We start from the raw sequence: 13,355 nt of genomic DNA, 5'->3' as shown, positions 1-13,355 counted from the left end.
AAAATACTATTTATAATTATCAAACCTGATGGGCCACAAAAAAATAGGTAATCATCAAAAATTAACATAAATTTTTGATAATATTTACATTATCAGGAGTATATCCATGTATACTTCTTAAATATCTTTTAGGAATAAATCACTCTTTAGTAAATATCAAAACAGATTCTGCGCTACTTTCAATTTCTGCTCTGTTCATCATCATTTTTCTGAATTCACCATTTACAAAAAGTTCTGCTTGGTCTTTGTAATGCTTACTGAAAGGATTTCCGGATTGACCCGTGGGTAAAATGCTAATGCTGTTTTCAACATCAGAAAAATCAATAATTCTTCGTGTTGAAGGTCCTGAATTCACTCTGTAAAACCCTGTGCTGTCATAAGGGAATGCCATGTTGTTGATTACTTCCTTGGTACCAGTTACCGGGAATGGACCAACGTTAAAAAACTTACGCAGGGATGGTACCTGGCCTATTGGGTGTTCATGTTCCAAAGTATGCACCCTATCCCAAGTCCACTGACTGGAATCTTCACCAAAATCATTGATTATTGAATGCCAGGCATCCGCAAATGATTTTAACACGATGTCATCCCTTGTTTCAATTTTGTTCTTTGTATGGATGTTATCCCACCATTTACCAGATTTCATGCTGGTTCCCTTGGCAATATGTCGTTTTAGTAAATGTGTACTCAAAAACTGATTGAATTGTTCCTCTCCCAATTCATCTTCAAAAGTGTTTTTTAAAATGTAATACTCGCTTCTATGGTATAGTACCGCATTTGTGTTCTCAAGAGTATATTCCCCATTCCAATTTCTAAGTGCATCCAGTTGTACCAACTGTTCTTCAGATAAATTGGTTATGTCAAGAAGTTTAATCAATTCCGTAACCAAAGCCGGGTTCACTGTTGAAGTGACGTCTAGAATCATCTCTGAAGCAGATTCCTTATCCCAATCATTCTTTGAATCTAACAATTGTACGATTCTCTGTGCTCTATTCTCGGGCAAATAATATCCAGGATACAACCTACCAGAAACAGAATCGGGCTGGTTGTTGGCAGAGTACACATAATTCCAAGGTGGGTTTATAGCACTTGGATTCTCTGAAAAATCCAGATAACCCAAGCGTTCTTCTTTACCAGTAGTACCATCGAGCACAAATTTGGTAGACACGCTATCTGGCATTTGATACAATTTGGCAGTGGCCCACCAAGCCACATTTCCGGAAGCATCACCGTACATTACATTTAGGCCCGGTGCATGCACTTTGGGCAACTCTAATACAAATTCGCTAATGTTTTCTGCATGCCCCATACCATACAATCCATCTATGATTTCGTTCTCCACTTGAGTATAAATCCAAGACATGGCAATAGGACGTTCTCCTTTAATTTGTTTTGCGATATTGTTCAATACTGGACCATGGCGCGTTTTCTTGTAAGTAAAAGTGACATCTCCACTATCTTTCACTTTAATTTTCTTACTTACCATCTCATAATCTTTCCAACCTGCTTCGGTTTTATATTTTGTGCTGTCAGATGGATGGGTCTCTTCAAAGTAAAAATCAATATCATCATTTTCAAACATTGTTAAGCCAAAAGCTAAATTTCTATCATGGGCAAGCACAGGGAACGGTATGCCTGCAAAGTGATATCCATATTTTTCATATTTAGGGGTACTCATATGAGCTTCGTACCAAACCGAAGGTTGGGCAAAACCAACATGGGGGTCGTTTGCTAGTATAACTTTTCCGTTTTTAGTTTTCCCTGGTGCTAAGACCCAACTATTACTGCCAATAAATTGTGGTATGGGGAGTTTGTTCAAAGCACGGTTAATACCACCAATAATATTTATATCAATGGAATCTGAATTTGGTCTTTTGTAATTATTGATCCAAACCGTTGAAGTATCTGAATCAATTGCCAAATCGTTGATATATTCATCACCCCATTGATTTCGAATATTGGTTAACAAAGGGTCTGTTTTATGTGCCATAGCAAAGCTAAAGGCCATATATCCTGTGGCATTATAAATATCTTCAAGAGAAAAAGGCTCTTTTTCCAATCCCGTAAGGTAAAATTCTACAGGCGTAGGTCCTTCTTTAATGAACTCATTTATTCCATCCAAATAAGCATTGGAAATGGTGACCATTTCGCTATCAACATCTAATTTGGAAACTGTTCGTGCGGAATAATCACTTATACCAAGAGAAAGGAAAAATTTATCTGTTTCTAACAAATCCTTTCCAAAAACTTCAGAAAGTCCGCCTTTTGCAACCCTTCTAAGCAATTCCATTTGCCAAAGACGATCTTGAGCGTGGGCATACCCTAACGCTCTAAAAGCATCCTTTTCATTCTCCGCATAGATATGCGGTATTCCATAAGTGTCATAAAAAACCGTTACCTGGCTTTCCAGTCCAGGCAATATTTTTTCTCCATTATAATCGGGCTTGAGGCTATTTATAAACAAATAGGAACCAATAATTACGGCAAGTAATATGGGAACAAGTACCCTAAGCACTCTTTTCAACTTCTTCACGGGGGTATTTGGTTAAGTTAATTAGTGCAACTAAGTTAAACTTTTTTTGTAAAAATGATAAAATAACGAGGGAATACCGGCACTATTCATTCATGGAAAGGTGGTACTTTTCTAAACCCGACCTAAGCCATGCTTCGTACTCATCTGTGTCTACATATTGTACGGCATCATTCAATATTTCAAGGTTTGGTGACAGTAATACATAATAAGGTTGAGAAGCCGCATTGAAGTTAATGGTCTGGAACGTACCCCATTTTTGGCCAACTGTCTCAATGGTCTTTATTCTCCCAGAATCGTACTTGAAATCAAATTTTTCGGTATCTGGCAATTCTTTTCTATCATCTACATACAATGAAATGAGCACATATTCATCTTTGATCAAGGGATATATTTTGGAATCACTCCAAACATTTTCTTCCATTTTTCTACAATTTACACAAGCCCAACCAGTAAAATCCAATAGGATAGGTTTGTTAACTTCTTGGGCATACGCCACTCCTTCTTCAAAGTCTTTGTAGCAATCTAGCCCTAATGGGCAATCACTTTCTGTTTCTGTTATACTGTAAAAATCCGGTGGGGGAAATCCACTCAACAATTTAAGGTTCGTGATATTGAGCAAGCCTAAGATTAAATACGTTGAGAACATGATACTTAGCAGTCCAATGAATTTTCTTGCGGAAGAAAGTTTTTGCTTGGGACCATCATGGGGAAATCTGAATATCCCAAAAAGGTATAAGGTCAATAACACGAACAACACAATCCAAATACCCAAAAATATTTCTCTTTTAAAGATGCCCCAATTGCCTACTAAATCTGCATTTGAAAGAAATTTGAATGCAAGTGCCAATTCCAAAAACCCTAAAACTACTTTTACAGTGGTCATCCAACCGCCAGATTTGGGCAAGGAATTTAACCAAGCTGGGAATAATGCAAACAATGCAAAGGGCAAGGCCAAAGCCAAGCCAAAACCTACCATACCTGCAGAAAGGTTTGTAGCCACATCGCCTTCAGCAAGCGTGGTACTTCCCAAAAGTCCTCCTAAAATAGGGCCTGTACATGAAAAGGAAACAATTGCCAGAGTTAGTGCCATAAAGAATATGCCCAATCCCCCTCCTACTTTAGTGGATGCGGCATCCATTTTGTTCGCCCAAGAACTTGGCAAGGTCAACTCATAATAGCCAAAAAAGGAAAAAGCAAAAAAGACAAAAATGACAAAGAAGAGGACATTCAACCAAATGTTTGTGGCTATAGTGTTCAGAATTTGTGAGTCCACCGAATCGAACAAATGGAAAGGTAAACTCAACAAAAAATAAATTAAGACAATAAAAAATCCATACAATATCGCATTTCCAATACCCTTTGATTTTTTCTGGGATTGCTTTGTGAAAAAAGACACGGTTAAAGGAATCATTGGAAAAACGCATGGTGTCAATAATGCAATAAGTCCCCCTAAAAAGCCAAGGCCAAAAATCATCCAAAGATTGGTCCCTCCTTTTAGGTTTTCAAAATCACCCTGATTTAAAAGTGCTTTGTTTTTTAAATCCAGCTTTAACGAATTACCAAGAACAAGACTTCGCTCATCTACATTTTTCTCAGCTGCAACAAAGGCATTGCCATCCAGTGAAACTTGAAACAGCTCATCTTTGGGAATGCATACTTCTTTACATATTTGATAAAAAAGGTTGACTGATATTTGGTTAACCTCCGGTTTTAGCAGCTTGATTTTTTGAGTAAATACTGCTTCCTTTTTAAAAAAAGTTTCATCAACCTCAAAGATATCACTGTATTCTGTAATGGTCTCGCTTTCCGAAGTTTTCCCAACCAATTCGTAGTCTACGCCTGCATTTTCAAAAGTAAATTCACTGGGAAGTGAACCTCCCTCGACGGTATATTGTGAATAGACGTGCCATCCATCAAAAATTTTACCTTTAAAGACAAGTTCGTATTCTGTTTCCGATATCTTCTTTACCTTATGAGACCAAAGTGCAGGATTCTCTTCAGACTGCCCATAGGCAGAGGAGAAAGCAAAAAAGAAACTTAAGAACAGAAACAAATATCTCATACAGAAAATGTAATTTTTAATATATTCTTGGTTGACTCTTCAACCTTATAACGGTCATCTAACCTTCTACCAATTACCCAAACAATATCATCACCTGAACATAGAAGCCATTGTTTTTCTTTGGTAAGCACATCCACCTTTTCATCCTTAAAGAATTTGGAAAGCTTCTTTTTTCCTTTCATCCCAAAAGGATAAAAGTAGTCGCCTTTTTTCCAATTCCTTAATATTAACGGATAGTTTAACTTTTCCTTATCCAAAAAAACTACATTCTTTCCAGCTTCCTCAAGGGTCTTTGCTTCTTCAAGCTTTAGCAAAACAGGAAATTTAATGTATCTAGAACTTTCAGGCACAACAAAAACTTCATCGTTTTTATTTTCTTTTTCCGAAAGAAGTAAATAATCCCTGTCCTTCACCAATCTGTGAGTCTTGGAATGCACCCCTTTACCGCTTTTACCTTTTAAAAGTCCCTTCACGTCCTCCCATTGCGTAAATCCATATTCATTAAAAAGCTGATACAAATATGCATCCAGAGGAGTTAATTTTTCAAGAGATTCTATTTTTACTCTAAAAAATCCTTCATCTTTTTCAAACAAACCATCCTGAAGATTATCCATATAGTTTTGAATTACGGCACTGGTTTGATGAAGGTGTGCTTGTGTTTTCTTGAAGTTTTCCAAAAACGTTGGATGGAGTTCTTTCAGTTTTGGTGCAATTTCATTGCGGATTTTGTTTCTGAGGTATTTGCTTTCCACATTACTACTATCCTCCCGCCATTCAATATTTTCAGTATTCGCATACTCGATAATATCTTTTCGCGAAAAATCTAAAAGGGGCCGAATTACCTTTTTATTTCTGCCTGGAATTCCTAAAAGCCCATTAATACCTGTGCCTCTTGAAAGATTTATTAAAAAAGTCTCTAGACTATCATCTGCATGGTGAGCTGTAATAACGTAATCAAAACCTTCGGCATCAATGATTTCATCAAACCATGCATAGCGAAGTTCCCTTGCTGCCATCTGAACAGACCCTCCGTGTTTTTCAATGTAATGTTTGGTATCGAAGGATTTCACCTTGTATCCTATTGCCAATTGACTTGCCAAATTCTGCACAAACAATTCATCACCTTCACTTTCTTTTCCCCTTAAATTAAAATTGCAATGTACCAATGTAATATCTAACCTTGAACGCACACATAAAAAAGCCAATGTAACGCTGTCCACTCCCCCACTGCATGCGAGCAATAGCCGCTTTCCTTTTAAGAAAGGAAAATTAGAATCTATGTGTTTTAAGTATTGTGCAAGCATGCTGCAAAATTAGCAATAAACATTAGCTCTGTTCCAAAACGCTTCTCATTGCCTTGGCCTTGAGCAAACATTCTTGATATTCTTTTTCGGGATCAGATTTAGCCGTTATGGCGCTTCCCACTGAAAAGGAAACATATTTTGAGCTTGCGTTATAAAGTATACTGCGAATGACCACATTAAAATCAAAATTTCCATTTGGGTCAAAATAGCCTACTGCTCCACTATAAAGTCCTCGTTTTGTTTCTTCCAGTTCTTCAATAATTTTCATCGCAGAAATTTTTGGGGCTCCCGTCATGCTCCCCATCGGAAAGGTTTCCCTAATGAGTTCAAATGGATTTTTATCTTTTGGTACTGTTGAAACAACCGTAGAAATCATTTGGTGCACCTGTCTAAATGTATGTACCTCACATAATTCTTTCACCTGAACACTCCCTCTTAACGCACTCTTAGATAGGTCATTACGTACTAAGTCTGTAATCATAATATTTTCAGCACGTTCCTTTTCATCATTTGCAAGTTGAATTCTAAATTGTTCGTCTTCCGTCTTGTCTGCTCCCCTCTGGGCGGTTCCTTTAATGGGTTGCGAAATTACAGTTTGATCTATCTTTTTAAGATAGCGTTCTGGGGAAGCAGAGAGCAAATAGTTATCCCCATTTCTAAAAAAAGCAGCAAACGGCGGAGCAGAAATGCTATTTAATCTCTTGTATGTGGTGAGTGGATTAATCTTTGTGCTTTCTGAGTAAAACTCTTGACAGAAGTTGGCCTCATAAATATCTCCCCGATGAATATGCTGTAAACACTTGTTTGCTTTTTCAAAATAGGCGTCTTTGTGGATGCGCATTTTTATGTGGACAGATTGTAAAAATTCTGTTTTTTCCTTTTTTGGAAGAATCAACTTTTCTATCTCTGAATGGTCGTTTTCAATTTCATCTGCACACTTCTCTAAATATAAAAAACTGATTTCCTTTCCTTTAATTCTAATGAGTTTTGAAGGTTGAAAGAATTCAATTTCGGGAAAACCAAGGCCGTCAAAATTATTGGAAACCAAATCTTCCATCTCGTTTTTTAAATCGTAGGATAGATAACCAAACAGCCAATCCTGCCTTTTATCGATAAACTCATATATTTCATCGGTGTTTTTTAAAGTACTGCTGAACTCATCGGTCTGTCTTGAAATTGCCAAGAGAGCATCAAAAGAACCATAGTTATCCTTGTGCTCATTGCTGTCTAGCCATACAATTTTTTCATACGTTTTTGACCACTCCAGCAATTTATCCTTTAGTGTTGAAGGAGAAGAAATTGGGAAAGAACGATGTTTACGCAATAGATTTACTTAAGTGTTTCTAGAAAAGTGTTCAATGCTTTCTTATGTTCAATCTTTAAACGATCATCCGTTATTTCATTAGAGCTAAAATTCTCATGGAATGATGGCAGCGAAAACGTTGAAACAATTTCGGCCCCAAATCTTGGCAACATATTTTGGGTTACCTCTAATGAGCCCGCTCCGCCCCTTTTCCCTGCAGATGTTGACATTAGTAAGATTTTTTTATTGAGCAAAAATTTACGCTCTAGTCTTGACAACCAATCAATCACGTTCTTAAAATAGGCAGATGGGTTACTATTGTGCTCATTAACGGAAAGTATGATAGCATCAGCGTTTTGAATGTCATCCTTTAATTCAACCAAAGAGTTGGAATATCCTTTTTGATTTTCTTCATCTTGGCTGTACATTGGAAAAGGATACCTTGCCATGTTCAGTAAACGGATTTCATGCCCTTCTATTAGGGAAGTTGTGTATTGTACTAGTTGATAATTAATGGAAGTTGAAGAATTGCTACCTGCCAATGACAAAATTGCAGCCATATTAAAAAAACTTTGATTGTTTCGCTAAAATACCCCAATTGTACAATACATGCGAGTATTTTGTCTAATTTCGCTTCGCGAAACATCCAAACTAGCTGTTAAGCAAGTATATAGGGTAATTGTTTTAAATGAAAACCAAAGCCAAAAGATTGTTCTTCATTGATGCTATGCGCGCATGGGCAATTTTAATGATGCTCCAAGGGCACTTCATAGATGGATTATTGGACCCTGTTTTTAGAGATCGGGAAAATGTGATTTTCAGTGTTTGGCTTTACTTTAGAGGTATTACAGCTCCGGTTTTCTTTACAGTTTCCGGATTTATTTTTACATACCTCCTCATAAAAGTACCTCAAAAAGGTTTTGAAAACCCAAGAGTTAAAAAAGGTATTCGCCGTGGGCTTCAATTATTATTGATCGGTTACTTGTTGCGCATGAACCTTTTTGGGATTTTAAGCGGGGAAATTTATGACTCATTTTATTTGGTAGACGTTTTACATTGCATTGGACTCTCCATTTTAACCTTAATTGGAGTTTACCTTTTTACCATCAAAAAGAAAAAGCACCTTTTCCCAACACTGTTATTAGGAATAACTCTGACGTTATTCTTGTTTGAACCAATGTTTAAGCAATGGTCTTTTTCATTTTTACCAAATGCTTTTGCAAACTATTTCACCAAAGCCAATGGCTCAGTCTTTACCATAATTCCGTGGTTAGGCTATGCCACTGTAGGAGCGTTTATTTCTGTTCTCTTTCACAAGTTTAAGGATTATAAATATCTATATGAAGCTGCCATAGGTATGGCATTGATTCTAGGTTCGTTGTTGATTTTCACTTCTTCGGATGCCTTTTTATATATTCACAGAGTAACGGGCATACAGCTCTTCGCCGATATTTTCTTTAATAATTATCTGTTTATCAGATTAGGTGATGTATTCGTGGTCTTTGCCGTTTTTATGTTGCTCCGCAAGTTTATGACCAACCAAACAGTATTGAGCATAGGTGCAAGTACGCTCTCTATTTATGTAATTCACTTTGTAATCCTATACGGTAGTTTTACTGGTTTGGGGCTATACAGGTTTTTCAATCACATTTTAACTCCATCTGTTGTAATACCAGGGGCGTTGGCATTTATGTTTTTATGTACTTTTCTAGCTTTAAGGTACAATAAGTACGAGTCTGAAATCAAGGGCAACATTTCTTGGGGGTGGGATTATACAAAGAATCAAATTGTTAATCTCTACAAAACGAGCGGACCAATACTTAAAGAAACCTCTATAAGGGTAAAACTCTTTTTACACAGAGTTTTTGGTTTGGCCAAAAACTAACGATCCTTCTACCTTTCATAAAAAATAGTTAATTGTAAGATTTATAGCTTTTTATACCGACATACCTATTATAAATCTGCTTTTATGTTTGCTTCTTTTAAGCTTAGAAGCTTTGTGCTTTTTTCTATTTACCTCTTGATTTCTTCAGTATATTACTTTGGGAATAAAGGAACTGTTTTAGCTGAAAAGGATTCTTTAGTTGATGAACAAAAAGTTTCCACCTATTTCTTAGATCTTTTAAACGAGAATGATTCGCAGGTAACGGCTAAAGCAATTCATTTTATTGATAAAAATTGGAAAGAAAGTTATGAAATCATGCTCTTGGAATCGTTGTACTTTTCAAAGTCAACTATGCACTCCAACAAACTACTTAAACTATTAGAGAAAAAAACGAGCAAAAATTTTGGTTTCGATTATGACAAATGGTTTCAGTGGCTGTGGAATAAAGAAGCAACATATTCTGATGTCTATTATCATTTTAAAGCAGAGCTTCATAAGTTCATAGATCCTAAGTTCAGAAGCTATTTTTTAGACAGAAGTAATCAATCTATAATTAGATTAGATGAAGTTAGGTGGGGTGGCGTGTTTCAAGATGGTATTCCTCCACTTCGTAATCCTAAAATGATACCCGCCACAGAGGCAAATTATTTAGATGGCAATGCAACAGTATTTGGTATTGAGGTAAACGGAGATGCCAGAGCGTATCCCCAACAAATTTTGGCTTGGCATGAAATGTTTGTAGACCATGTAGGTGAAATTCCCGTAGCCGGCGTGTATTGTACACTCTGCGGAACAGTAATCCTATATAAAACAGAACATCATGAATTAGGCACTAGTGGGTTTTTGTACCGTTCCAATAAACTTATGTATGACAAAGCCACCCAATCTCTTTGGAGCACTTTAGAAGGAGAGCCTGTCATAGGTCCCTTGGTAGGGAAAGGAATAAAACTTGAATACCTAAGTGTGGTTACAACTACTTGGGCCGAATGGAATAAAAGACATCCGGACACTAAGGTATTGTCATTGAATACTGGGCACCAAAGAGATTATAGAGAGGGAGTTGCCTATAAGGACTATTTTGCAACGGATGATTTAATGTTTACGATTCCTAAGATAGATAGACGATTAAAAAACAAAGATGAAATCCTGGCGATACGGTTGCCGGACCAAACTAAAGAAAATATTGCCATAAGCAGTAAATTCTTAAAGAAGAATACTATTTATTCAGGCAAAATTTCGACTGAACAGTTTACGGTGTTTACAGATAAAACTGGGGCACATCGTGTATACAAAACCAAGGGAAAAACATTTACCCATTATGATGGGCAAAGCACAGCCACAGATATAATAGGTAATGAGTGGGAACTTAAAGAAAATGAATTGATTGATTCAAACGGGCAGCTACTGGAACGATTGCCATCCCATAATGCTTTTTGGTTTGGTTACAAGGCAGCTTTCCCAGAAGTGATATTGATAAAGTAAGGATGCTATGAAGAGGAGGGCCCTGGCTATTTAGGTAGCCAGGGCTCATTGTTTTTCTAAATATGAAGCGCCCTGTCCTCTGTAGCTGCCAAGGCAGCTTCTTTAACAGCTTCTGCATAAGTAGGGTGCGCGTGGCTCATCCGAGCTATATCCTCGGCAGAAGCCCTAAATTCCATAGCGGTAACACCTTCGGTAATTAAATCTGCACAACGGGCGCCAATCATATGAACTCCCAAAACCTCATCCGTAGTTTTATCTGCAAGTATTTTTACAAAGCCGTCAATATCCATACTGGCCCTAGCACGTCCCAGTGCTCGCATAGGAAATTGTCCTACTTTGTATTCAATTCCTGCCTCTTTCAGTTCTTCTTCTGTTTTACCAACTGCAGCAACTTCTGGCCATGTATAAACAACTCCAGGGATTAAATTGTAGTCAATATGAGGTTTTTGCCCTGCTATCAATTCAGCAACCATAGAGCCTTCTTCTTCGGCTTTATGAGCCAACATAGCGCCACGTACTACATCTCCTATGGCATAAATATTGGAAACGTTGGTCTGTAAATGGTCATTGACCTCAACTTTACCTCTGTCATCCAATTTTACCCCGGCAGCCTCAGCATTCAATCCGTCCGTATAAGGTCTTCGCCCCACAGAAACCAAACAGTAGTCCCCGGTAAAGGTCACTTCTTTTCCTTTTTTGTCATCTGCTTTTACCACAACTTCATTTCCATTGCGTTCCACGGATTTAACTTTATGTGATAGGTTGAACTTTACTTTCTGTTTTTTCATCGCCCTCATCAATTCTTTGGAAAGTCCTGCGTCCATTCCCGGAATAATTCTGTCCATGAATTCTACAACAGTGACTTCTGAACCAATACGCTTATAAACTTGTCCCAATTCCAGTCCAATTACCCCTCCCCCAATCACAATCATATGTTTTGGAATCTCTTTGAGTTCTAAAGCTTCTGTTGAAGTTATAATGCGTTCCTTGTCAATTTTAATGAAAGGAAGTGTTGACGGTTTGGAGCCCGTAGCAATAATTGTATGTTTTGCTTCCAGGGTTTCTTTCTTTCCATCGTTCTTATCCACATTGATATGCGTGGCATCCTTAAAACTTCCAACACCTTCGTAGACATCAATTTTGTTTTTATCCATCAAAAATTGAATGCCTTTGGTGGTCTGGTCAACGACACCCTGTTTTCTGGCAATCATCTGTTTTAAATTCACTTTGACCTCACCAGGAATATCAATTCCGTGCTCTTCAAAATGTTTTATGGCATCCTCATAATGATGTGAAGAATCCAAAAGCGCTTTTGAAGGGATACAGCCAACGTTAAGACAGGTGCCGCCCAACGTACTATACTTTTCAATAATTGCAGTTTTCATTCCTAATTGCGCACAGCGGATTGCCGCTACATAGCCTCCAGGTCCAGAGCCAATAACGGCCACATCATATTGATTCATATCTATATCTTAGGGATATTATTTAGTTCGATAATCAATACAAAAATAACAATGTTTATCTGAAAAGGCTTTGTTCTTTTTAGATTTGATTTTGTATCAGTTTTACCATAACGGGCGATTGCTGTTAAGGTTATCTTATTTCTCGTAAAATTCGAACAAATTCTGGTTATATTTAGTTCATGCGAACAATACGATTAAACAAAGAAATAGAGGTCTTTATTGCAGGAATTGGGGCGGCCCAAAGTTTTTTAATGGCCTTTTATAGTTTTTACGAACGGAAAAAGGATTTTAGAAACTTTTTACTTTCTCTGTTCTTCATCTCTATAACGCTTCGCCTTGCCAAATCCATTCTTTGGGTGTATTTGGATTCTACTCCCTTGTGGCTTGTTAATTTTGGTTTTACAGCGCATTCAATTTCAGGGCCTGTGCTATTTCTTTATACCCTCTACTTTCTATTTCCAAAAAAATGGCATGCATTAAATCTTTTACATTTTGTGCCTAGCTTTTTTCTGCTCTTTTTTATCAGCTCGCTGTCACTAAACAATTTTTGGTATTCTGGCGGGTATTCCATCCTTCTTTTTCAGCAAGTGGTTTACAGTATTTTGTCATTGATTCTTTTAGGATTGCGGTTTTTATCCAACAAGCACCAATCGCCAATGGACAGAACTTCCATTGTTTGGATAACGACCTTGGTCTTTGCGACCGCTTTGTTGCAATTCCTTTACTTTTCCAATTATATCTTAGGCCTGACACCCTACTTACTTGGGCCCATAGCCTACCTTCCATTTATCTACTTTCTGGCTTTTCTTTTGTTCAAAAACCCTTCTCTATTAAAACATGAAATCTCGAAAAAACACCAGAATATTAGGCTTACAGAAAAAGAACTCAATGAAAGTGCAAAACACCTTGAATACTTGATGCAGGATAAAAAATTATATCTAGACCCAGAGTGCACGTTGAACAGGGTTGCAAAGCAAGCAAAATTACCTGCTTATCTCGTTTCTCATATTGTGAACAATACCATAGGGAAAAGTTTTCCTGATTTTTTAAATGGATATAGAATTGAAGAGGCCAAAAGAAAGCTATTACATCCAAATTACAGAAACACAAAAATTGCAAGTATTGCCTATGATTGTGGATTCAATACACTTTCTTCTTTTAATATTGCCTTTAAAAAATTTGTAAGAACAACTCCAACAAAGTTTCAGAAGAGCAATGTTACCATTTAGTCTTTTATAAATACATCAGACGTATTCACCAATAAAAAAGAGCAAACAAGCACTTACTCTCATATTCGCTATTGAATAAAATGGGTTTAAGGCT

General features: G+C 37.1%; 9 protein-coding genes. 3 read left to right on the top strand and 6 right to left on the bottom strand.

Features of this window, described 5'->3' with window-relative positions:
• Positions 1-139: 139 nt before the first annotated feature.
• The 5 genes from DKG77_RS10870 to DKG77_RS10850 form a co-directional block, all read right to left on the bottom strand.
• A complete protein-coding gene (locus DKG77_RS10870) occupies positions 140-2,533 on the bottom strand; it encodes a penicillin acylase family protein (RefSeq protein WP_109662909.1) in 2,394 nt (797 codons plus the stop codon).
• A gap of 82 nt (positions 2,534-2,615) precedes the next feature.
• A complete protein-coding gene (locus tag DKG77_RS10865; protein WP_109662907.1) occupies positions 2,616-4,595 on the bottom strand; it encodes a protein-disulfide reductase DsbD family protein in 1,980 nt (659 codons plus the stop codon).
• Positions 4,592-5,899, bottom strand: coding sequence for a tRNA lysidine(34) synthetase TilS (gene tilS / locus DKG77_RS10860; RefSeq protein ID WP_109662906.1), 1,308 nt, complete (start codon positions 5,897-5,899; stop codon positions 4,592-4,594). Before tilS ends, DKG77_RS10865 begins: the two co-directional genes overlap by 4 nt.
• A gap of 22 nt (positions 5,900-5,921) precedes the next feature.
• On the bottom strand, positions 5,922-7,223 hold the full coding sequence (locus DKG77_RS10855; RefSeq protein WP_109662904.1) for an anthranilate synthase component I family protein: 1,302 nt from the start codon (positions 7,221-7,223) through the stop codon (positions 5,922-5,924).
• A gap of 5 nt (positions 7,224-7,228) precedes the next feature.
• Complete coding sequence (locus tag DKG77_RS10850) at positions 7,229-7,762, bottom strand: NADPH-dependent FMN reductase (protein ID WP_109662902.1); 534 nt, start codon at positions 7,760-7,762, stop codon at positions 7,229-7,231.
• Positions 7,763-7,890: 128 nt separating this feature from the next.
• Between DKG77_RS10850 and DKG77_RS10845 the strand changes: the two genes are divergently transcribed.
• Together DKG77_RS10845 and DKG77_RS10840 are read left to right on the top strand one after the other, a co-directional pair.
• Positions 7,891-9,087, top strand: a complete 1,197-nt coding sequence (locus DKG77_RS10845) for an acyltransferase family protein (protein ID WP_109662900.1) — start codon at positions 7,891-7,893, stop codon at positions 9,085-9,087.
• An 84-nt stretch (positions 9,088-9,171) separates the two neighbouring features.
• Entirely contained in the window at positions 9,172-10,569 is a 1,398-nt protein-coding gene (locus DKG77_RS10840) for a DUF3179 domain-containing protein (protein ID WP_109662898.1), read from the top strand.
• Positions 10,570-10,625: 56 nt separating this feature from the next.
• On the opposite strand, the gene lpdA is transcribed toward DKG77_RS10840, so the two are convergent.
• On the bottom strand, positions 10,626-12,032 hold the full coding sequence (gene lpdA, locus DKG77_RS10835; RefSeq protein ID WP_109662896.1) for a dihydrolipoyl dehydrogenase: 1,407 nt from the start codon (positions 12,030-12,032) through the stop codon (positions 10,626-10,628).
• 179 nt (positions 12,033-12,211) lie between these two features.
• Here lpdA and DKG77_RS10830 point away from each other — a divergent pair, with 179 nt between their 5' ends.
• Positions 12,212-13,261 (top strand): helix-turn-helix domain-containing protein, encoded by a 1,050-nt coding sequence (locus tag DKG77_RS10830; protein WP_109662894.1) that lies wholly within the window; start codon positions 12,212-12,214, stop codon positions 13,259-13,261.
• Positions 13,262-13,355: the final 94 nt, after the last annotated feature.

Origin of the sequence: Flagellimonas aquimarina, from assembly GCF_003149745.1 — a bacterium.
Classification (GTDB): Bacteria; Bacteroidota; Bacteroidia; order Flavobacteriales; family Flavobacteriaceae; genus Flagellimonas; species Flagellimonas aquimarina.
Note: the sequence above shows the minus strand (reverse complement) of the source record. Positions and strands in the feature narration are given on the sequence as shown.

What these genes read in the sequence shown, in the direction of transcription:
- DKG77_RS10865 (WP_109662907.1), bottom strand. Translation starts at nt 4,595, where the DNA reads ATGAGATATTTGTTTCTGTTCTTAAGTTTCTTTTTTGCTTTCTCCTCT.
- tilS (WP_109662906.1), bottom strand. Translation starts at nt 5,899, where the DNA reads ATGCTTGCACAATACTTAAAACACATAGATTCTAATTTTCCTTTCTTA.
- DKG77_RS10850 (WP_109662902.1), bottom strand. Translation starts at nt 7,762, where the DNA reads ATGGCTGCAATTTTGTCATTGGCAGGTAGCAATTCTTCAACTTCCATT.
- DKG77_RS10845 (WP_109662900.1), top strand. Translation starts at nt 7,891, where the DNA reads ATGAAAACCAAAGCCAAAAGATTGTTCTTCATTGATGCTATGCGCGCA.
- DKG77_RS10840 (WP_109662898.1), top strand. Translation starts at nt 9,172, where the DNA reads ATGTTTGCTTCTTTTAAGCTTAGAAGCTTTGTGCTTTTTTCTATTTAC.
- lpdA (WP_109662896.1), bottom strand. Translation starts at nt 12,032, where the DNA reads ATGAATCAATATGATGTGGCCGTTATTGGCTCTGGACCTGGAGGCTAT.
- DKG77_RS10830 (WP_109662894.1), top strand. Translation starts at nt 12,212, where the DNA reads ATGCGAACAATACGATTAAACAAAGAAATAGAGGTCTTTATTGCAGGA.